The 20,665-nt window shown below is 69.8% G+C and carries 19 protein-coding genes; 6 read left to right on the top strand and 13 right to left on the bottom strand.

The features are described from left to right. Nucleotides 1-17: 17 nt before the first annotated feature. Nucleotides 18-611, top strand: coding sequence for a hypothetical protein (locus EPN98_RS01655; RefSeq protein WP_293359355.1), 594 nt, complete (start codon nt 18-20; stop codon nt 609-611). Here EPN98_RS01655 and EPN98_RS01650 read toward each other — a convergent pair. The 4 genes from EPN98_RS01650 to EPN98_RS01635 all read right to left on the bottom strand — a co-directional run bounded on the left by EPN98_RS01650 (nt 599) and on the right by EPN98_RS01635 (nt 5,790). After that, the gene (locus EPN98_RS01650) at nt 599-2,107 is read right to left on the bottom strand and encodes an L-aspartate oxidase (RefSeq protein ID WP_293359353.1); all 1,509 of its coding nucleotides are present in this window, start codon (nt 2,105-2,107) and stop codon (nt 599-601) included. The two genes, EPN98_RS01655 and EPN98_RS01650, sit on opposite strands and share 13 nt — an antisense overlap. Continuing rightward, entirely contained in the window at nt 2,100-2,561 is a 462-nt protein-coding gene (locus EPN98_RS01645; protein WP_293359351.1) for a hypothetical protein, read from the bottom strand. Before EPN98_RS01645 ends, EPN98_RS01650 begins: the two co-directional genes overlap by 8 nt. 1 nt (nt 2,562) lies before the next feature. Further along, complete coding sequence (gene nadA, locus EPN98_RS01640; RefSeq protein ID WP_293359348.1) at nt 2,563-3,648, bottom strand: quinolinate synthase NadA; 1,086 nt, start codon at nt 3,646-3,648, stop codon at nt 2,563-2,565. 219 nt (nt 3,649-3,867) lie between these two features. Next, a complete protein-coding gene (locus EPN98_RS01635; RefSeq protein ID WP_293359345.1) occupies nt 3,868-5,790 on the bottom strand; it encodes an ATP-binding protein in 1,923 nt (640 codons plus the stop codon). Nucleotides 5,791-6,134: 344 nt separating this feature from the next. Between EPN98_RS01635 and EPN98_RS01630 the strand changes: the two genes are divergently transcribed. After that, nucleotides 6,135-7,256 carry a cell wall hydrolase gene (locus EPN98_RS01630; protein ID WP_293359342.1) on the top strand — a complete coding sequence of 374 codons (1,122 nt, stop codon included), beginning with the start codon at nt 6,135-6,137 and terminating at the stop codon, nt 7,254-7,256. A 2-nt stretch (nt 7,257-7,258) separates the two neighbouring features. Here the strand turns inward: EPN98_RS01630 and EPN98_RS01625 are convergent, their stop codons facing one another. Together EPN98_RS01625 and trxB are read right to left on the bottom strand one after the other, a co-directional pair. Further along, nucleotides 7,259-7,750 carry an N-acetyltransferase gene (locus EPN98_RS01625; RefSeq protein WP_293359339.1) on the bottom strand — a complete coding sequence of 164 codons (492 nt, stop codon included), beginning with the start codon at nt 7,748-7,750 and terminating at the stop codon, nt 7,259-7,261. Then, complete coding sequence (gene trxB / locus EPN98_RS01620; protein ID WP_293359336.1) at nt 7,747-8,760, bottom strand: thioredoxin-disulfide reductase; 1,014 nt, start codon at nt 8,758-8,760, stop codon at nt 7,747-7,749. The genes EPN98_RS01625 and trxB overlap by 4 nt, the downstream gene beginning before the upstream one ends. A gap of 108 nt (nt 8,761-8,868) precedes the next feature. Here trxB and EPN98_RS01615 point away from each other — a divergent pair, with 108 nt between their 5' ends. The 4 genes from EPN98_RS01615 to EPN98_RS01600 all read left to right on the top strand — a co-directional run bounded on the left by EPN98_RS01615 (nt 8,869) and on the right by EPN98_RS01600 (nt 12,450). Next, nucleotides 8,869-9,069, top strand: coding sequence for a hypothetical protein (locus EPN98_RS01615; RefSeq protein WP_293359333.1), 201 nt, complete (start codon nt 8,869-8,871; stop codon nt 9,067-9,069). Nucleotides 9,070-9,105: 36 nt separating this feature from the next. Continuing rightward, a complete protein-coding gene (gene pseI, locus EPN98_RS01610) occupies nt 9,106-10,161 on the top strand; it encodes a pseudaminic acid synthase (RefSeq protein WP_293359331.1) in 1,056 nt (351 codons plus the stop codon). Nucleotides 10,162-10,165: 4 nt separating this feature from the next. Continuing rightward, the gene (locus EPN98_RS01605; protein WP_293359328.1) at nt 10,166-10,840 is read left to right on the top strand and encodes a DNA alkylation repair protein; all 675 of its coding nucleotides are present in this window, start codon (nt 10,166-10,168) and stop codon (nt 10,838-10,840) included. 98 nt (nt 10,841-10,938) lie between these two features. Further along, the gene (locus EPN98_RS01600) at nt 10,939-12,450 is read left to right on the top strand and encodes an NAD(P)/FAD-dependent oxidoreductase (RefSeq protein WP_293359325.1); all 1,512 of its coding nucleotides are present in this window, start codon (nt 10,939-10,941) and stop codon (nt 12,448-12,450) included. Here the strand turns inward: EPN98_RS01600 and EPN98_RS01595 are convergent. The 7 genes from EPN98_RS01595 to EPN98_RS01565 all read right to left on the bottom strand — a co-directional run bounded on the left by EPN98_RS01595 (nt 12,436) and on the right by EPN98_RS01565 (nt 20,665). Further along, nucleotides 12,436-13,125: a WbqC family protein gene (locus tag EPN98_RS01595; RefSeq protein ID WP_293359322.1), complete on the bottom strand. Its 690-nt coding sequence runs from the start codon at nt 13,123-13,125 to the stop codon at nt 12,436-12,438. The genes EPN98_RS01600 and EPN98_RS01595 overlap by 15 nt on opposite strands. A gap of 35 nt (nt 13,126-13,160) precedes the next feature. Beyond that, nucleotides 13,161-14,393, bottom strand: a complete 1,233-nt coding sequence (locus tag EPN98_RS01590) for a flagellin modification protein FlmF (RefSeq protein WP_293359319.1) — start codon at nt 14,391-14,393, stop codon at nt 13,161-13,163. Further along, entirely contained in the window at nt 14,390-15,034 is a 645-nt protein-coding gene (locus EPN98_RS01585; protein ID WP_293359316.1) for a class I SAM-dependent methyltransferase, read from the bottom strand. The genes EPN98_RS01590 and EPN98_RS01585 overlap by 4 nt, the downstream gene beginning before the upstream one ends. Before the next feature lie 84 nt (nt 15,035-15,118). Next, nucleotides 15,119-16,138: a UDP-2,4-diacetamido-2,4,6-trideoxy-beta-L-altropyranose hydrolase gene (gene pseG, locus EPN98_RS01580; protein ID WP_293359313.1), complete on the bottom strand. Its 1,020-nt coding sequence runs from the start codon at nt 16,136-16,138 to the stop codon at nt 15,119-15,121. After that, a complete protein-coding gene (locus EPN98_RS01575) occupies nt 16,135-16,854 on the bottom strand; it encodes a glycosyltransferase family protein (protein ID WP_293359310.1) in 720 nt (239 codons plus the stop codon). Before EPN98_RS01575 ends, pseG begins: the two co-directional genes overlap by 4 nt. Nucleotides 16,855-16,937: 83 nt before the next feature. Then, complete coding sequence (locus EPN98_RS01570; RefSeq protein WP_293359308.1) at nt 16,938-19,565, bottom strand: calcium-binding protein; 2,628 nt, start codon at nt 19,563-19,565, stop codon at nt 16,938-16,940. A gap of 128 nt (nt 19,566-19,693) precedes the next feature. Next, a complete protein-coding gene (locus EPN98_RS01565; RefSeq protein WP_293359306.1) occupies nt 19,694-20,665 on the bottom strand; it encodes a mitochondrial fission ELM1 family protein in 972 nt (323 codons plus the stop codon).

The raw sequence follows: 20,665 nt of genomic DNA, 5'->3' as shown, positions 1-20,665 counted from the left end.
TGACAAGGGACTTGGATATGCGGCTTCCCACGTGGGCGATGGTTTCCGGCGCGGCTCTGATCGGGCTGGCCTTGGGTCTGGCCTTTACGGAGGCGTACGGCGGCTACACCGAGAAGGGCGTGCTGGCGGGGACGGCGATCACGGCCCGCTGGGCGTTCCCGTTCTTCATCGCCGCCTGGAGCGCCTCGTCGCTGGCGAAGCTGTGGCCGGGCGGGTGGCGCACGGCGCTGCTGCGCCGCCGGCGGGCCATCGGCCTTGCGTTCGCAGCCAACCACTTCGTGCACCTGGGTTTCGTGGTCGTGGCTGTGTCGCAGTTCGGCCAGACCCGCCCACTGTTCGTCTGGCTGCTGGGCGGCGGGGCCTATGTGATGATCGCGCTGATGGCGCTGACGTCGAACAACGCCGCGCAGCGCTGGCTGGGCCTCGCGCGATGGAAGCTGCTGCACGCCACCGGGGGCTGGTGGGTGCTGGTGATCTTCGCCAACAGCTATGTCAGCCGCATCCCGATCAAGCCCGCGCTGGCGATCCCGGCGGTGGCCCTGATCGTGCTGGCGCTGGGCCTGCGGATCGCCGCGGCGCTGAAGGGGCGGGTGCGGGCTCAGGCGGCCTGACACGCGCGTTCCGCGGCGGTGACGAAGGTGCGTTCGGGATGGGCGGTGGCGGGATAGTCGGCGCGGAAGTGGCCGCCCCGGCTCTCTCGGCGGGCCAGGGCCGCCTCGGCCACCAGCCGGGCGGCGACCAGGGGCGCGGCGCACCCATGCTTGGCCTGGAGGGCGTCGATCTGGTCGGCCAGCCGGGTGAGACCTGCGGCGTCGCGCACCACGCCGGCGTCGCGGCTCATCGCCTGGCGCAAGACCGCCAGGGCCGGAGCCGGGAGTTCGGGCGCGACGGCGGCGCGGACCAGCGGACCGGTCGCGGCGGTCGTCTCGCGGGCGGTGTGACCGGCGCGGCGGCCGAAAACGGCGGCCTCCAGCAGCGAGTTGGACGCCAGGCGGTTGGCGCCATGCACCCCGGTTGAGGCGCACTCGCCGGCGGCGAGCAGGCCGGGCAGGGTGGTGCGGGCATGCGCATCGGTGGCGATGCCGCCCATGTGGTAGTGGCAGGCGGGCGCGACCGGGATCGGCTGCACCCGCGGATCGACGCCACCGCCCATGCAAGCGGCGAAGACGGCGGGAAACTCGTCCGGGAAATGCCCGCCCACGGCCTCTCGCGCATCCAGGAACGCGCCGCGACCCGCCATGCGCTCGGCATGGATGGCGCGGGCCACCACGTCGCGCGGCGCCAGTTCGGCGTCCTTGTGGTAGCGGGCCATGAACGGCTGACCGTCGGCGCCGATCAGCTTGGCGCCCTCGCCGCGCAGGGCCTCGGTGGCCAGCGGGGCGGGGTCGCGGCCGATGTCGATGGCCGTGGGGTGGAACTGCACGAACTCGGGGTCGGCGATAGTCGCGCCAGCGAGGGCGGCGAAGGCCAGGCCCTCGCCCTTCAGCTCGGCCGGCGTGGTGGTGACGGCGTAGAGGCCGCCGATGCCTCCGGTCGCCAGGATCACGGCGCGGGCGGTGATCTCGATCAGCTCGGCGCCCTGCCGCACCACGACGCCGCGCACGCGGCCGGTCGCGTCCTGCAGCAGGCCGGCCAGCTTCCAGCCCGTGCGCATCTCGATGTGGGGCGAGGCCAGGGCGGCCACGGTGACCGCCTGCATGATCGCCTTGCCGGCCTGGTCGCCCTTCACCCGGGCCACGCGGGCGCGCGAGTGGGCGGCCTCCAGGCTCTGGGCGAAGGCGCCGGCGGGCGTGCGGTCGAACGGCGCGCCCAGGCCGGCCAGCCAGCGGACCGCCTCGGGGCCCTCCTCGGCCAGCAGGTGGGCGACCTCGGGCACGACGAGACCCGCGCCGGCGGCGATGGTGTCGGCGGCGTGCAGTTCGGGCGTGTCGTCGGCGCTGAGGGCGGCGGCGACCCCGCCTTGGGCCCAGGCCGAGGAGCAGCCGCTGTTCAGCGGCGCGTCGGTGATCAGCAGCACGCGGGCGGGCGCGGCCGACATCGCCGCGGCGAGCCCCGCGAGGCCGGCGCCGACGACGATCACGCCGTCATGGTTCAGGCGCTCAGCCATGGGTCGCCTCGTAGAACACGTCGGTGGGGCGGGTGCGGGCGGCCAGGTCGAAGGCGCCGTAGACTTCCCAGTGCACGCCGGTCAGATCGCGGCCCATGTGCGCGGCCGCGTCCCGGGCGGCCGCGTGGGCCGCGCCGCGCTGCGACCACGCGCCCGTGTGCGTGACCTGCACCGCTTCGCCGGCCGGCGTGCTCCAGGGCGCGACGGCGCCGACGCCCGGAAAGGGCCGGGCCAGGCCCACGCCGATGCGCAGGTCCAGGACCCCGTTGTCATCCTCGCCCTCGCACAGCACCACGTCGCCCCAGTAGGGGCCGTAGTCGCCCGTGCGCAGCGCCGCGTGGACCGAGTCCAGCGCCTTGAACACGACCGCGCCCATGTGCTCGGGGCGAACGCGGGCCGTGACGGCCGCGAGAGGTTGGGCCGCCACGGTCGTGATGACCGGGTCGTAGCTCACGTCAGATCAGCTCCACATCCACATGGTGGCGGGCCTTCACGAGGTCGTAGCGGGCGGGCTTCGCCGGGGGCGGCAGGTCGACCATCCGCTGGACGGCCAGTCTCGCCCGCTCTGCGATCGCCGGGTCGACGGTCACCTCGTAGCGGTCGTGCCGCAGCGCCTCGTAGATATTCTCCAGCGTGATCATCTTCATGTGCGGGCACAGGTTGCACGGACGCACGAACTCGGTGAACGGCGCGTCGGCGGCGACGTTGTCGGCCATCGAGCACTCGGTGATCAGCACCACGCGCTTGGGCTTGCGCTGGATCACGTAGTCGTTCATCGCAGCCGTCGAGCCGGCGAAGTCCGAGACCTCCAGCACTTCGGCCGGGCACTCGGGGTGCGCCAGGACCTCCGCGTCGGGGTAGGCGGCCTTGAGCTCCAGGATGTCGGCGGCCGTGAAGCGCTCGTGCACCTCGCAGCGGCCCTGCCAGGCGATGATCTTGATGTCGGTCTGACGGGCCACGTTGCGGGCCAGGAACTCGTCGGGGATCAGGATGACCCGGTCGACGCCCCATAGGCGCGCGGCTTCTTCCACCACCTGCACGGCGTTGGCGCTGGTGCAGCAGATGTCGGTCTCGGCCTTCACGTCGGCGGTCGTGTTCACATAGGTGACCACCGGCAGGCCGGGATAGCGCTGCTTGATCAGACGCACGTCGGCGCCCGTGATCGAGCTGGCCAGCGAGCAGCCGGCGCGAAGGTCGGGGATCAGGATGCGCTTTTCCGGCGACAGGATCTTGGAGGTCTCGGCCATGAAGTGCACGCCGGCCTGTACGATGATCTTGGCGTCCGAGCGGGCGGCCTCCTTGGCCAGGCCCAGGCTGTCGCCCACATAGTCGCCCACGCCGTGGAAGATCTCGGGCGTCATGTAGTTGTGGGCGAGGATGACGGCGTCCTTCTCGCGCTTCAGCCGGTTGATCTCGGCGATGAGCGGAGCTTGCAGGCGCCACTCCATGGGCGTGACGTGGTGCTTGACCTTCTCCCATGCGGGAGCGGTCTGAGCCTGGACATCAGGCGTGAACGCGAACTGGAACCCGTCGGCGGCCATGGAACCCTCCTTATGCTCAAAGTGAGCATTTCTCAGGCCTAAAAGAGAGCGCCTGGGGCTTAACGGGCTCCGGCGCTTTTGCTCACTTGGAGCATAACCACTATATGGGGCTGACGTAGCGACGCGCAAGTGGCTTTTCGCGGGAGAGTTGAAATGCGCGCGGGGGGCGGGCGTCGCGACGTCTGCGGCCTCCCTCTGCCAAGGCGTGGGACAGGAAGTCTACGTCTCGCTGGGCGCAGGCGCGGTGACCTCGGCGATCGCGGCGGCCAGCTGGTCGGGGCCGTAGGGCTTGCGGAGCAGGGGCCAAGGGGCGTCTTCGGCGGCGACCAGGACTTCGCCCGTGTAGCCCGAGGACAGGATGACCGGCAGGCCGGGGCGCTGACGCACCGCAATCCGCGCCAGATCGACGCCCGACTTGTCGCCGGGCATGATCAGGTCGGTGAGCATCAGGTCGAAGGCCTCGCCCGTCTCCAGGACTGAAAGCGCGGCGTCGGCGTGCTCGGCGCGGCGCACGCGGTGACCCAGGTCGCAGAGCATGGCGTCGACCATCTCGGCCACCTGAAGGTCGTCCTCCACGAGAAGCACGTTGAGCGATGGGCCATTGCGAGCCGCCGCCGCGGCTCCGGTGGTGGTTGACGCCGCGGCGGCTCCGGCGGCGATGCGGGGCAGGTAGAGGGAGACGCAGGAGCCCTTGCCGGGCGCGCTGTCGACCGTGGTCGCGCCGCCGCTCTGCCGGGCGAAGCCGTAAACCTGGCTGAGGCCAAGGCCCGTTCCGCGGCCGGGGGCCTTGGTGGTGAAGAACGGCTCGAAGGCGCGCGCCTGGGTGTCGGCGTCCATGCCGACTCCGGTGTCTTGTACGGCCACGCACAGATAGTCGCCGGGCTCCAGGGTCTCGACCTGGCGGGCCTCCAGCCGGACGGGCAGGGTCTCGATCCTGATCATCCCGCCGCTGGGCGTGGCGTCGCGGGCGTTGACCGCCAGGTTCATGATAGCCGCCTCGAACTGGCTGGGGTCGAGGTTGACCACGCATTCGGGGGCGGCCGGGGCCACGACCAGGTTCACGGCTTCGCCCACGGCGCGACGCAGCAGGGGCTCGGTGTCCTTGAGCAGGGCGTCGACCTGCACCGGCTCGGGCTTCAGCGCCTGGCGACGTGAGAAGGCCAGCAACTGCTGGGTCAGACGTTCGCCGCGCCGCGCCGCGCCCTGCGCCGCGCCGATCATCCGCTCGCGTCGCGCCTCGTCCTTGGGATGGCGCTGCATCAGGTCGAGGGCGCCGATGATCACCGTCAGCAGGTTGTTGAAGTCGTGCGCCACGCCACCGGTGAGCTGGCCTACGGCGTCCAGCTTCTGGGCGCGATGGAGCTGGGCCTCGGCCTCGTCGCGTTCGCCCAGCGCGGCCTGCACCCGCTCGGCGAGGATTTCGTTGATGCGGTGCAGATCCTCCTCGGCGCGCTTGCCGTCGCTGACGTCGAACCCCACGCCGATGAAGCCCTGGAATGCGCCATCCGGCCCCCAGCGCGGCTGCGACACCGAGCGGACCCAGCGGAACTCGCCGTCGGCGCGGCGGTACCGCGCCTCAAGTGTGAACAGCCGGCGCGACGCCTCGCCGGCGACCTGCTCCTCGAGGATGCGCGCCATGTCGTCGGGATGCAGGACGCGGCGCCAGTCGAAGTCGATGGCCTCCTCATAGGGTACGGCGAGAAAGTCGACGTAGGCCTTGTTGGCGAACTCTCGCCGGCCGTCCGTGCGGGTGACCCACATCAGGATCGGGGCGCTGTCAGCGAGCATGCGGAAGCGCGACTCGGTGTCCGCCAGCGTCTGCTGAGCCGCCGCCTGGCCCGCCGCCGCCTCGTCCAGGCGCAGCAGGCCGCTCCGGAAGCTCTGGCAAAGCAGAACGGTCAGGGCGCCCGAGACACAGAACAGGGCCTGCAGCCGCACCAAGTCAACGGTGAGGAAGGGGCTGGGCGACAGGAGGTTGAACGTCACGGCCGTCGCCAGGAGCAGCCATCCCCAGCGGGCGCCGACCAGGATGGTCGCGGCGATCAGGGCGGGGAAATAGGTGATCGACAGTCCCAGGCCACGCTCCAGACCGAGCAGCAGCAGCCGCAGAGCCACCGCGGCCACGAGGGCCACGGTGGTCACGGCCAGGCCTTCAAGGAAGGTCGGCGAGCGTCGCGGGACAAGCCGAAGCGGCCACAGCGCCGGCGTCATGGAACTGGCATCAAACCCCCCGGCCCGAAGAGGACCGAGGGCAGCATGGGATGCGCCGGAGACCCGCGCAACCTTCGTCGAACAAGGTATGCCGAACGGGCTGTCCCAGGCGGGCTTGCATGAATTTTGCCCGGCGCGGGTCTCATTGGAGCCCATTTGCGCCTATATGCGACAGCCTTGAAGTGAGGAGGGGTAGATCCCTGACGTCGAGTTGGAGGCATAGGCTTCGTCCCGCGTGGGCGAAGATCGGGGCCGCTTCGGTCCTGGCGGTCGCCATGGCCGGACCGGCCTGTGCGCCTCAGGGCGCCGGCGCCGACAGCCGCAACGTGGCCAAGTTCGTCTCGACCGACATGTCCAACCGCGGTCTGACCCGGCTGGCCTACAGCATGGATCCGTCCATGCGGGCGCTGGCGATCCGGCATGATCCGGGCGTGCGTCGCGCCGACCTCTGGTCGCGGCCGGAGGGCTGGGAGCGGCTGGACCTCAACACCGTCCCGAACCTGGGCTTCACGGGTGACGCCGAGGGCGAGACGGCAGAAGAGCTGAATGCGCTGCGGTCGTTCTCCAAGCTGCCGATCCGGCCGATGAAGCCGTTCTACCTCTCGCCCAGCAGCCCCGAGTACGGCCGGGCGCTCGAGTGCCTGAGCCAGGCCGTCTACTATGAAGCCGCGCGCGAGCCGCAGCTGGGGCAGGAGGGCGTGGCCCAGGTGGTGCTGAATCGCATGCGCCACCCGGCCTATCCGAAATCGGTCTGCGGCGTCGTCTACCAGGGCGCGGCGCGGACCACGGGCTGCCAGTTCACCTTCACCTGCGACGGCTCGCTGCGCTGGGCGCCCCAGCCGGCGCTCTGGAGCCGGGCCAGGGCCGTCGCCGCCCGGGCGCTGGCCGGTTACGTCGACAAGACCGTGGGCTCGGCCACGCACTATCACGCCCAGTACGTGGCCCCCTACTGGGCGCCGACGCTGGTCAAGATGACCCAGGTGGGCCAGCACATCTTCTATCGCTGGACCGGCCCCTGGGGCGAACCGCCGGCCTTCACCGGCCGCTACGCCGGCGGCGAGGCCTATCTGTCGCCGGCCATTCTGGGCGCGCTGGATCAACGGACCCAGGGCGGCGTGCTGTCGCCCGAGGCGCAGGGCATCTCGGCCGAGCGCAAGATCACCCTGGCCGTGGCCGGCGAGGTGCGCACCTACAACGTCGTCGATCCCACGGCCCCGGGCGGCGAGAAGACCCGGGTGATGGGCGTGCTCTACTCCTCGCGCCGCCAGCCGACCGCCGACGAGGTCAAGCGCATCAACCAGAGCCTCGAGGCGATCGAGCGCTCGATGGACGCCAAGTCCTCGACGCCGCCGTCCCTGGCGCCGGCCGTGACCACGGCGAACGGCCCCGCCGCCTGAGCCTAGGGCGTGAACGCGTCGGGATAGGCCACGCTCAGCGGCCCGTCGAAGGCGCCTTTCTCCAGGGCGAGCGCCATGAACGAAGGGCTGCCGGAGTAGGGCGACGAAACGTTGGCGGCGGTCTCGGCCAGGAAGCCGAAGCGCGGGTAGTAGTCGCGATGACCCAGCACCAGCACGCCATGGGCGCCGAACTCCCTGGCCGCGTCCAGGCCGGCGCGGATCAGCGCCGAGCCCGTTCCCGCGCGCTGTAGACCCGGGCGCACGGCCATGGGCGCCAGGGCGGCGAACATCTCGGCCCGATCGGCGAACAGGCGGCTGAACAGGATGTGGCCGGTGACCTGATCCTCCTCCGCCGCCACCAGTTCGAACAGCACGTCGCCGTCGGCGCGCAGCCGTTCGATCAGCCGGACCTCGTCGGAGCCGCCGAACGCGAGTGCATTCACCTCTGCGATGGCGGAATGGTCGGCGGTCCGGGCGTAGCGGATCAACCTCACCAGGCCCCGATCTTCTCAGCCTCTTGGTGGCTGATCGGATGGTGGGCCTTCCTGTGATCTTCCTCGGCGAGGAAGCGCACGGCCTCCAGCGCGGCCATGCACCCCATGCCGGCGGCGGTGACGGCCTGGCGGTAGACGTCGTCGGTGACGTCGCCGGCGGCGTAGACGCCCTCGATGGCCGTGGACGCCGTTCCGGCCTTCACCTTGAGATAGCCGGAGGCGTCCATTTCCAGCTGGCCCTGGAAGAGCTGGCTGGCGGGGGCATGGCCGATGGCGATGAAGACGCCGTCCGCGGCCAGGGTCTGGGTCGCGCCGGTCTTGACGTTCTTGAGGCGCGCGCCGGTGACGCCCAGCGGGTCGGTGTCGCCCAGCACCTCGTCGATCACGCTGTCCCAGACCACCTCGATCTTCGGGTGGTTGAACAGGCGCTCCTGCAGGATCTTCTCGGCGCGGAACTCGTCCTTGCGGTGCACGACCGTGACCTTGGACGCGAAGTTGGTGAGGAACAGGGCCTCTTCCACTGCGGTGTTCCCGCCGCCTACCACGATCACCTGCTTGCCGCGATAGAAGAAGCCGTCGCAGGTGGCGCAGGCCGAAACGCCGAAGCCCTGGAACTTTTGCTCGGTCTCGAGGCCCAGCCACTTGGCCTGGGCGCCGGTGGCGATGATCAGGGTCTCGGCCAGCCACACCTGGCCGCTGTCGGTCTCCAGCCGGAAGGGGCGCTGGCTGAGATCGGCCTTCAGCACGATGTCGCTGACGATCTCGGTCCCCACATGCTCGGCCTGGGCCTGCATCTGCTCCATCAGCCAGGGGCCCTGGATCACGTCGGCGAAGCCCGGATAGTTCTCGACGTCGGTGGTGATGGTGAGCTGGCCGCCGGGCTGGATGCCCTGGATCAGCACCGGCTTCAGCAGCGCACGGGCGGCGTAGATGGCGGCAGTGTAGCCGGCGGGGCCGGAGCCCACGATCAGGCAGCGGACGTTGCGAGGGTCGGGGCGAGGTTCGGACATGGACCCAATGTAGTGTCGATTCCGGACCTGCGCGACGCCTCAGCGTGTCGCGGCGGGAACGATCTGGCGCGCGAGCCGCTCATGGTTCAGTCGAGCGGGAGCGTGACCATGGGCAAGCTGAAGACGGCCGGCGTGATTTTCCTCATCGCCCTGGCGCTGGGCGCCGGTTGGGCGCTGTGGATGGGGCTCAAGCTGCTGGCCTGGATTGCCGCCGCCGGCCTGGTGATCGGCATCGTCGCCGGCGCCGCCATCCGCAGCCGCTCGCGGCCGAAACTCGCCGGACCGGATGACCACTCCCGACTTGGTTAACGAGGTCTTCAGCGGCGTCGGGGTAAGCACGGAGCCATGGCCAAGACCCCAGAGATCGAGATCGCCGGCCGGAAGATCGGCGCCGCCCACGAGCCGTACGTGATCTGCGAGCTCTCGGGCAACCACAACGGCAGCCTGGACCGGGCGCTGGTGATGGTGGACGCCGCCGCCGACACCGGTTGCGACGCCATCAAAATCCAGACCTACACCGCCGACACCATCACGATGGACGTCGACCGGCCGGAGTTCAAAATTCACGGCGGACTTTGGGACGGCCGCAGCCTCTACGAGCTGTATGAGGAAGCCCACACGCCGTTCGAATGGCATGCGGCGATCTTCGAGCGGGCCAGGAAGCGGGGCGTCACGATCTTCTCCAGCCCCTTCGACGAGACCGCGGTGGACCTGCTCGCCGACCTGGGCGCGCCCGCCTATAAGATCGCGTCGTTCGAAGCGGTGGACCTGCCGCTGATCCGCTACGCGGCGTCCAAGGGCAAGCCGCTGATCATCTCGACCGGCATGGCCAATCTGGCGGAGATCCAGACCGCCCGCGACACCGCGCTGGCCGCCGGCGCGCCGGGCGTGGTGATGTTGCATTGCGTGTCGAGCTATCCGGCCACCTTCGCCGACGCCAATGTGCGGACCGTCACGGACATGGCGCAGCGGTTCGACTGCCCGATCGGACTGTCCGACCACACGCCGGGCACGGCGGCCTCGGTGGCCGCGGTGGCGATGGGCGCCAGCGTCATCGAGAAGCACTTCACCCTGGCCCGCGCCGACGGCGGGCCCGATGCGGCGTTCAGCCTGGAACCCAACGAGTTCAAGGCCCTGTGCGACGACACCAAGGCCGCCTGGGCGGCGCTGGGTCAGGCGCACTATGACGTGCTGGGCTCGGAGCGGGGCAGCCTCCTGTTCCGCCGCTCGCTGTACGTCACCGCCGACGTGAAGGCCGGCCAGCCGCTGACCCGCGCCAACGTCCGCTCGATCCGGCCCGGCAACGGCCTGCCGCCCGCCCACTTCGAAGAGGTGCTGGGCCGCACCGCCAAGCGCGACCTGGCGCGAGGCGAGCCCCTGGCCTGGGACATGCTAGCCTGAGGTCATGGACCTCGACGACAACGCGAAGATCGCCGCCATAACCGAACAGATCGTCGCGCCGCAGCCGGGCGATCCGAAAGCGCGGCTCACGACTCCGATCCTGCGGGCGAGACGGCGCGGGATTTCCCGCGCTCTTAGAGACTGGCCGGCCGCAGAGGTTCTTCGGGCCGCGCGGCATGCCGAGGGCTTGCTTGCCCAAGAGCAGAAATGGGTCGCCTACGAGCTGATCCGACATCACCCCGGCGCGTTCGCGGCGATCGGCGCGGACGAGATCGAGGGTTTCGCCGCCCGCACCGCATCCTGGTACGCGGTGGACGGTCTGGGGACGGTCCTCACTGGAGCTCTCTGGGCCAAGGGACAGCTGCCGGACGCGTTGTTCGACGCCTGGTCCCGCTCGGAGAACCGCTGGCTGCGGCGCGCGGCCCTAGTGGCGACGGTGGGCCGCAACGCCGTGCGGCCCGATCCCGAACGCACCTTCGCCCTGTGCCTGCGGCTGGCCGAGGACCGCGACGACATGGTGGAGAAGGCCGTGTCGTGGGCCTTGCGCTGGCTCGCGCAGAAGGACCGCGCCGTGGTGGACGCCTTCTGGGACACCCATGCCGACTGCTTTCGTCCCAGAGTGCGCCGCGAGGTGGGCCACAAGCTCACCACGGGACGGAAGACTCCACGCCGACGCTAAAGTGAGTTATCGTTGATAACTTATCTTGATTCAGATCAAGGTCGGCGTGGGCGGGTCGTAGAATCTGCCGCGAAACACAGACTGGGAGGGTTGCTGGAATGAGCGCGTCACAAGCGGCTGCGGCCGAGCACTTCGACGTCCTGATCGTGGGCGCGGGAATCTCGGGCGTCGGCGGCGCCTATCACCTGACCCGGCAATGCCCGGACAAGTCCTTCGTGGTGCTGGAGACGCTGGAGAGCTTCGGGGGCACCTGGCTCACCCACAAGTATCCCGGCATCCGCTCGGACAGCGACCTCTACACCTTCGGCTACCGCTTCAAGCCGTGGGTCGGCCCGCCGATCGCCACCGCCGAAGAGATCCTGAACTACATGGGCGAGGTGATCGAGGAGAACGACCTCGGGCGCCACATCCGCTACCGCCACCGGATCGACCGCGCCGAGTGGTCGTCGGACGACAACCTCTGGACCATCGAGGCCACGCGCACCGACACCGGCGAACAGCTGCGCTTCACCGCAGGCTTCCTGTGGATGTGCCAGGGCTACTATCGCCAGTCCGAAGGTTACACGCCCGAGTGGGACGGCATGGCCGACTACAAGGGCCAGATCATCCATCCGCAGACCTGGCCGTCCGACCTGGATCTGAAGAACAAGAAGGTGGTCATCATCGGTTCGGGCGCGACGGCGGCGACGCTGCTGCCCAATATTGCCGACGACTGCGCGCACGTGACCCTGCTGCAGCGCTCGCCCACCTATTTCATCCCCGGCCGCAACGCGATCGACATCGCCGACCAGCTGCGCCTGCTGAAGGTGGACGAGACCTGGATCCACGAGATCGTCCGGCGCCAGCAGCTGTACAATGGCGACCTGTTCACCCGCCGCGCCTTCGAGGAGCCTGAGGCCGTGAAGGCGGAGCTGCTGGCGGGCGTTTCCTCGCTGGTCGGCCCTGAAGTCACCGCCAAGCACTTCACGCCCAGCTACCGGCCATGGCGCCAGCGGATCGCGTTCGTTCCCGACGGCGACCTGTTCCGCGCGGTCGCCGACGGCAAGGCCTCGGTGGTCACCGACGAGATCGAGCGCTTCACGGAGAAAGGCATCCTGCTGAAGTCCGGCGAGACGCTCGAAGCGGACATCATCGTCACGGCCACGGGCTTCAACCTGAACGCCCTGGGGGATATCGACTTCGTGATCGACGGCAAGCCGCTCAACTTCGGCGACACCGTCACCTATCGCGGGATGATGTTCACCGGCGTGCCCAACATGGTCTGGGTGTTCGGCTACTTCCGGGCCAGCTGGACGTTGCGGGCCGACCTGGTGTCCGACTTCGTCTGCCGGCTGCTCCACCACATGGACGAGAAGGGGGCCCGGAAGGTCGAGGTGGCGCTGCGCCCGCAGGACAAGGACATGCCCCTGCTGTCGTGGATCGACCCCGAGAACTTCAACCCGGGCTACCTGATGCGCGGCATGCATCTGCTCCCCAAGCGGGGCGACAAGCCCGAATGGCAGCACAGTCAGGATTACTGGCGCGAGAAGGACGAACTCCCGGTCATCGATCTCGACGACGCCGCGTTCGTCTACAGCGGGACCCAGGCGAACCGATCACGCGCCGCGTGACGCCTGCATCCGGCCGATCAGGTCGGCTGTGCCGGCCCAGCCCAGGTTCATCACCGCGTCGATGAAGGCCATGTAGGGCGTAAACGGCTCACGGCCCTGGGGGTAGGCGATCTCGACGAACCCCTGGAAGCGCACGGGGAAGGCGGCGGCGGCGAACACGCCGTCGTCCTCCATGTAGTCGTGGCTGCCCATCGGCGAGAGATAGTCGGTGGCGCCCACCGACCGGCAGATGGCGAGGAGGTGGTCCGAGCGCTGGCCGGGCGCGCCCAGGGTGCTGGCCCGTACGAACTCGCGCTCAAGGCCGAGCCGGCCGGCGGCCGCCTGGATGAGGCCGCAGTTGAAGTCGCCCAGGCCGTCGGCGGGTTGCGCGAACTGTTCTTCCAGGAAAGCCATGCCCTCGGCGAAGAATGGACGCTTTGCATAGGTGTGGCGGATCGAGTTCAGGTGCTTTTCCCGCCACGGCTCGGCGTCGGAGAGGCGGATTTCGCTGATGTTCGCGTCGCGGTCGGTCTTCTGGACGGGCACGCTCAGCATCACCTCCCCGGCGGCGCCCCAGATGCGGTTGCGCTGCTGCCACGAGCGGCGGGCGAACTGGACGTCGTCCAGGAACACGAAGACATCGGAGGCGGCGATCAGGTGGAAGTAGCCGAGGTAGGGCAGGTACGTCGGCTGCATGATGGCCGCGGTTCTGCCTGCGGCGGGCGGGGCCATCAGGCGGCGGCCTTGGCCTTCGACACGCCCAGCGCGGCCGACAGCGCCGCGTCCATCTCGACGAACTTCTCACCCTTGGCATAGGGCTCCCAGGCCCCCGCCACGAAGGCTGGGCCCACGCGCTCGGCCAGCGTCGCGCGCAGTTGGGTGAGGCGCTCGATGGCGTCGACCGTATGGTAGATCCAGCGCGGCTTGATCGACGCGGCCAGCAGGTCGCCCAGGGTGAGGTCGCCCTCAAAGCCCTTCAGCAGGCGATGGATGTCCCAGCTCAGCTCGTCGCCGCCGTCCTCGGCCACGCACTCGGCGGTCAACAGGGTCTTGCCGCCGCTCTCGTAGACGTAGACGCGGAAGCAGCTGCCCTCTGCCGTGAAGTTCTGGACGTAGAAGGGCAGGGCGCCGGTCCAGCGGGCCTCGAAGGTGTAGGTGGCGAAGCTCTTGGGCAGCAGCCGGGGCACGGGGACGCCGGCGGCCTTGAACAGGGGCGTCGGATTGGCGGCCCAGACCAGGACTTCGCCGGCATGTTCGGCGAGCGCCTGACGCGGCGAGACCAGGTCACGCTCGTGGATGGTCACGCCGATCGCCTCCAGCGCCCTGCGGCAGCCACGGAGCAGGGTAGGGAACCCGCCGACCGGCAGGCTGGCTTGCAGGTTGTTCGTATGCCCCCAGAGATGGCGCGGGATCGCCAGCAGCTCATTGGCCAGCGGGTTGGTCCTCTTCGCCTCGGCCAGGGTCTCGAGGTCGGCGCCGACCGGATAGCTGCGGTTGATCGCGAGCGGGGTCGCGGCGCTTTCATGCACCGTCGAGAGGTCGCAGCCGAGGTGCCAGTGCGCATAGCGGACCAGCGGATCGCGCATCGCCGCCGGATAGCAGTCCAGGCGGTCGGCCAGGCTGGGACCGACGGGGGCGGTCAGCGCAATGTCGGCGCAGGCGAACCCGGGGCCGCCGAAGTCCTCGATGTAGACGTCGCCGGGCGAGAGTGAGCCGAACCGATTGTCGAAGTCCTGGAACTCCAGGCCGTGGGTTTCGAGCAGCGCTCGGATCGGGTCCGTGCCGGGACCGAAGTAGATGCAACCCTCGCGCATCTCCAGGCCGTTGCGGACGTCGGGCAGAGCCACGCCGCCCAGGTTGTCGAACCGCTCGTGCAGTTCGATGTCGACAGCGCCCATGGCGTGCGCCTGGAAGGCGGCCAGGATGCCGGTCAGGCCGCCGCCGACGATCTTCACCCGACTCACGGTACCCTCCCCCAGACCACCAGGTCGCTGTTGCCGGGCACACGCCGACCCGCCTGAAGGTTGTCGAACCGGACGGCCAGTTCATTGCGATCGGTCAAGCCCAGGGTCTCGACCAGAAGGTCGACCAGGCCGTGCTGGGTGTAGAAGCGGTTGAAGAGGCCGGCTTCGCCGGTCTCGGGCGTGGCCAGGCGGAAGCCGTCGGGCTCCTCCTCGACGCCGCGTCCGTAGCGGTAGTCGTCGACCAGGCGGGTGCGGACGAACACCTCGGCGCCGGCCGCCAGGAGCGGCTTCAATCCGCCAAGCACCGCCTTGGCCTGGTTGAGCGTCAGGTAGCAGAGCAGGTTCGGGATGATCAGGGCGTCGAAGGGGCCGGTCAGCGGGGGTAGGCCCTTGGACAGATCGGCCTGGATGAACTCGGGACCCTCGCCCAGGTTATGCCGCGCATCGGCCAGCGCGCCGGCGTCGTAGTCGACGCCCACGCAGGTCCAGTCCCAGGTCTGGTAGAGCGACAGGTTGTTGCCGGTCCCGGAGCCCAATTCGAGCACGCGGCCGGTCCGTTCGCCGAGGCCACGCTTGAAGAAGTGCCGCACGACGAATTCGTCGGGGTACTTCAGGCCACGAATCTCGCGCAGGGATCGCATGCGGCCATGCTTGGACCGCGGAAGAAAACACTCGGTTAAGGATACGAGAAAGTCGCACCCTCAGGGTGAGGCGGGACGCGGCGCTCAGCCGGCGCGCGCCGCGATCAGCTTCAGGAATGTCTCGGCGGTGCGGCCGGCGCCCAGGCCGTCGCAGATCTCGGAACTCTTGCGGGCCAGGTCGCGGCGCAGATCCGCGTCGCGCAACAGGTTCCACAGCGCCCGGTCGAAGCTCTTGTCGAACTCGGGATCGCCCACGTCGACCACCAGGGCCGCCTCGCGGTCGGCCATGGCGCGGGCGGCCGGGCGCTGGTTCTCGGCCAGGACGACCAGCACCGAGGGCAGGCCCAGGATGCAGCGCTCCCAGGTCGTCGACCCCGGCGCGCCGACGCCGATGTCCGCCTCGGCCGTGAGGCGGGCCATGTGCGGGGTGTCGACGTGCAGCATCAGGCGGGGGTCGCGCCGCGCGATCTTGGTCAGGCCCGGCAGGCTGGGGGCGGCCGCGCCGAGCACGATGTCGAGGCCGGCTTCGCCCGAGCGCCGCCGGACAATCTCGACGATACGGCTGGTGATCCCGCCAACGTCGGTCAGGCCCATGCTGATCAGGATCCGTTGCACCGGCTCGCCGCGCCAAGCCAGGGCAGGGCCCCGCAGGGCGGCGAATTCCGGGCGCACGGCGGCGAAACTCGGGCCCAGCAGCAGGCGGCAGGTCTCGGGCACGAGGCCCTGGTAGTCGGCGGCCTTCCGCTCGGGTCCGGCGTCCACGACGATGTCGGCGCCCAGCGGGCGGTCGGCCAGGTCGTCGACCACCAGGGTCGGGCGCCCCTGGGCCATCGTGCGATGGTCGGGCTCGGCCAGCCCGTAGTGGTCGAAGGCCACCGCATCGAACGACTCGCGGACCGCAGCGGCCGCCAGGTCCTCGGCGGAGATGCGGGCGGCGTCGGGCGCGTAGGTGTCGAGCAGGTCGCTGACCGCGGGCGGACCCACGAAGGCGTAGGTCGCGCCCTGGGCCTCCAGCGCCTTCGCCAGGGTCAGTGAGCGCATGACGTGGCCGCCGCCCACGGCGGGGCCGGCGTCGACGACGAAGAGGATGCGTGGGCCGGTCATAGCCGCCGATGGCCTCCGAACTGGGCAAGATCGGGGCGCGCGGCCAATAGCGCGCGGATGTCCGCCGAGGTGAAGGCCGGATTGCCGGGGTAGAGCGCCTCGTAGACCGCGACGGCGAAGGCATAATCGTCGGGCGTATCGACGGTCCAGCGGATGTCGCCGTCGTCGGCGTGCGCGCTCTTCAGCCAGGCGGTCTTGTAGCCGTGGTCGCCGTTGTAGAGGCCCCAGGTGACGTGCTCGCGTTCCTCGGCCGTTGTCGCCTCGGCGGCGGCGCGGCGCAGGGCTGGCGCGGTGACGACCTCGACGTCCAGGCCCTTGGGAAAGGCGAAGGTGTCGGGGGTGTTCGACGTGTAGTCGGCACCGCTTTCCAGGTGCAGCGCGATGGTGTCGTCGACGCCAACGGGATCGGTCAGCGGGCAGTCGGCGGTTAGGCGCACGACGTGGTCGGCGGGATGGGCGTCGAGCGCGCCGACAAAGCGGGCCAGGACGTTGTCCAGCGGGCCGCGGTGAACCGCCACGCCCTCCGCGGTCATCGCCGCAGCGAGGGGGTCGTCAGAGGTCTCAGTGCTGGTGGCGACCACCAGCCGGTCCAGCCGGCGGCAGCGCGACAGCCGTTCGATCTGGCGCAGCACCATCGGGCGGCCGCACAGCGGCTTGAGCACCTTGCCGGGCAGGCGCGAGGAACTCATGCGGGCCTGAAGGATGGCGAGGATCATCCGCCTCACATGACCCGATGCGGCCCCAAACGCAAAGGGCCGCCCCGAAGGGCGGCCCTCGCTGTACGATTTTGTCGGCCTAGCTAGATGAAGTTGGCCGCGCTGATGTCCGCAAGATCGCCGCCGACGATGATGATCGACTGATCTGCAGTGCCATCGCCGTTGGTGTCCACGAAGACGGCGAGGTCGGCGCCGATGTCGTAGACGGCGTAGATGACCGTGCCGTCCATCGCGGTGTTTGCGGCCGCGAGCGCAGTCGCGTAGTCCGCGACGGTCGCCTCAGCTGCGTAGTTGGTCCCGCTTCCGGCCGCGAGCCCGAATTCGAAACGATCCGACGAGTCGAAGCTGCCGATGCTGTCGGCCGTTCCCAGGCTCAGGCCGGTGTCGCCCGCGCTGAAGAAGAACGTGTCGGCGCCAGCGGCCCCGATCAGGCTGTCCACGCCCAAGCCGCCGGTGATGCTGTCGGTTCCGCCGCCACCCGTCACGGTGTCGTTGCCGCCGCCCGCGCTTACCGAATTGGCGCCGCCGAGGGTGGTGATTACGTCGCCGCCGGCGCCCGACACGATCGTGTCGGCGCCCGTGCCGCCCGTGATCTGGTTGCTGCCTTCGCCGGCGTTGATCGAGTTGGCGCCGTTGCCGCCGTCGATCGTATCGTTGCCGGATCCCGCGCTGATCACGTCGTCATCGGCGCCGCCGGTGATGTTGTTGGCGCCTTCGCCGGCGACGATGGTGTTGGCGCCGCCCGCGTCGGTGATCGTGTCGTCCCCGAGGCCGCCGGTGATGTTGTCGGCATTGGCGCCGCCGGTGATCGAGTCGTTGCCGCTGCCCGCGTCGATGAGATTGCCGCCGGCTCCGCCGGTGATGGTGTCGTTGCCCGATCCGGTGGACAGGGTGTCGGCGCCGCCGCCCGCGGTGATGACGTTGTTGCCTTCGCCGCCCGAGATGTTGTTGGCGCCCCCGGCATCGGTGATCGTGTCGTTGCCGGCGCCGCCGGTGATGGTGTCCGCGCCCGTTCCGCTGCTGATCGAGTCGATGCCGTTGTTGCCGTCGATGATGCTGTCGACGGTGCTGGCGCTGCCGTCCACGGTGTCGTCGCCGTCGCTGGCCAGGATCGAGCCGCGGTTGGTGTAGGTGATCCGGTCGTTGCCGGCGCCCGAACTGATGATGTCCAGGCCGGCGCCCGTGCTGATCGTATCGTCGCCCGCGCCCGAGTTGACGGTGTCGTTGCCGGCGGTGGCGCTGATGTTGTCGTTGCCCGACCCGCTGGTGATGCTGTTGTTGCCGCCAGCCGCCACGATCGTGTTGATGCCCTCGCCGCCGTCGATGATGTCGGAGCCCGCGCCGGTGGTGATGCTGTCGTCGCCCGCGCCGCCGAGGACGGTGTTCGCGCCGCCGGTATCGGTGAGGGTGTCCGCGCCGTCGCCCAGGCTGACATTGTCGGCCCCGGCGCCCGAGGTCACGATGTCGGCCCCGCCGCCGGAGCTGATGATCGCAGCCGTTACGGTCGAGATCGTGTCGGCCCCGGTGGAGGTGCTGACCGTGCCGCCGCCGGCCAGGGTGATGTTGTTGTTGCCCGTGCCGCCGTCGACGGTGTCTTCGCCCGCGCCGCTGGTCAGCGTGTCGTCGCCGTCGCTGAGCGTGATGTTGTCGTTGCCCGAACCCGAGCTGACGAGGTCGTTGCCGATGCCAGCGCTGATGACGTTGTCGCCATCGCTGGCCGCGATGGTGTCGTGGCCGTCGCTGGAGGTGATGTTGTCGGCGTCGATGCCCGAGGTGATGCTGTCGTCGCCCACGCCCGCGATGATGGTGTTGGCGCCGTCGCTGGCCCCGATGCTGTCGTTGCCCGAGCCGCTGTCGACGTAGTCGGCGCCGGTGCCGGCCGTAATGACGTCATTGCCGCCCGCAGTCACGATGATGTTCGCGCCCGTGCTGGCCGTAACGACGTCGTCGCCTTCGCCGGAGTCGATGGTGTCGCTGGCCGTGCCGCCGGTGATGACGTCGTTGCCGTCGCCGCCAGCCAGGGAGTCGGCGCCGCCGCCGCCCGTGATGGTGTCGTTGCCGCCTTCGCCGCCCACGGTGTCGGCCGATGAGCCGGCCGTCAGGCTGTCGTCGCCCAGGTTGCCGAGCAGGAAGTCGCCGCCGCCGGCCGTGCCGTCGATGCTGTCATTGCCCTGGCCGCCCAGCAGCAGCTCGCGGCCCGTGCCGCCGGTGATGACGTCGTCGCCGAGGTTGCCCTGGGCGAACTGGAACACGGTGGCCGTGCCGCCCGTGCCCGTCGAGATGGTGTCGTTGTCGCGACCGCCGTAGATCACGTCGTCGCCCGAGCCGCCGACCAGGCTGTCATCGCCCTGGTTGCCCTGCAGCAGGTCGTTGCCGCCCGCGCCGTCCAGGGTGTCGGAACCCGTGCCGCCGTAAAGGCCGTCACGCAGGCCGCCGCCGGTGAAGGCGTCGTTGCCCGTGGTGCCGATGCGCAGCAGCGAACCGTCGGGGAGCAGGAAGTCGGTTTCGTTCCGGGGACCCGGGTCGGAGAACGTCACCGACCGCGTGGGCGTGGAAATGATGATGTAGTCCGGCGTGTTGATCGTGAACGGCACGAAGCTGACCGAGACCTGGGAGGCCGAAAGATCGCCCTGGAAGATCAGTTGGTCGGTGCCGGCGTTGTACGCCAGCGCCTGTTCCGCCGTGATGTCGTTGAAAAAGTAAGTCGCCACTGTGCGGCCCCCAAAACGATTCGGTTGCGTCCCTTGTCGGGAGGCTACTCATAATTCCTTAGCTAAGGTTACCGCGACAGGCGAACCGGGCAAGAAACCATTGCTCACGGTTGTCTTTATTGCCCCGATCAGGGCGATCCGTCGTATCGGCGCAACAGTTCGCGGGCTGCGCGGTCGGTTTCCGCAAGCGGTTCATAGGCTTCGCCCGTCAGGTCGCCGACATAGGGCCGGGCGATTCCACGGGCGCGCAGGGCCTCCTGGAAACGACTCAGCTTGGCGCTGTGGCCGGGGATCGAAATGGTAAACAGCGGGACGCCGGTCGCGGCCGCATCCGTGGCCAGATTGGTCGAGTCCTCGGTCACCAGGATCGCATCGGCGGCGGCCAGGAAGGCGAAGTAGGGGTTCTCGCCTGTCTCGTCCCAGATGATGCCCGGCAGGTGGGCGAGCGCGGCGGTCATGGCCTCGCGGGCGGCCTGTGGCGTGCGGCGGGTGAAGCTCAGCAGGATCGAGCCGCCGGCGGCCTCGACGCCGGCTGCGATCCGACCCGCTATCGCGAGGGCGGCCTGACGCGGCAGGTCATGGGCCTTGGACCGGCCCCCGACGATCACGGCCACGCGCGGTCGCGGAAGAGGGTCGATACGCTCGGCGAAGCGCGCCCGCTCGATGGCCAGCTTCTCGGGGCTGATACGGTTCGGCGCGCCCAGGATGGGGAAGACGTTGGGGCCGATGAGGCCGTCGTGCTCGGGCGGGACGACCAGGTCGAAGCGTTCGAGCGGCGCCTTCGGGTCCTGGGTCTGCACGACAAAGGTCTTGCCCTCGGCCCATTCGAGCATTCGCGTCGAGAGCGGGAGAGTGGCCCGTCCGGCGCCGATCCAGATGTCGGGCCACGGCGGCTCGATCGGGTCGCCGGCGCGGGCTGCGGGCGGGATCAGCCTCCAAGGCAGCCGGCCGAGCCCGGCCCGCCAGCCGATCCGGCGCGTGGCGATGTGGGCCGGTCGCAGGCGAGCGACGGCTTCCGCGAGGCCCAGGGCCTGGGCCTCGATGCCGGCGCGGCCGTCGGAAACGGCCCAGATCCGTAGGGGACGCCCGCCGGTGGCCAT

The organism is Phenylobacterium sp., assembly GCF_004299445.1.
Lineage (GTDB): Bacteria > Pseudomonadota > Alphaproteobacteria > Caulobacterales > Caulobacteraceae > Phenylobacterium.
Note: the sequence above shows the minus strand (reverse complement) of the source record. Positions and strands in the feature narration are given on the sequence as shown.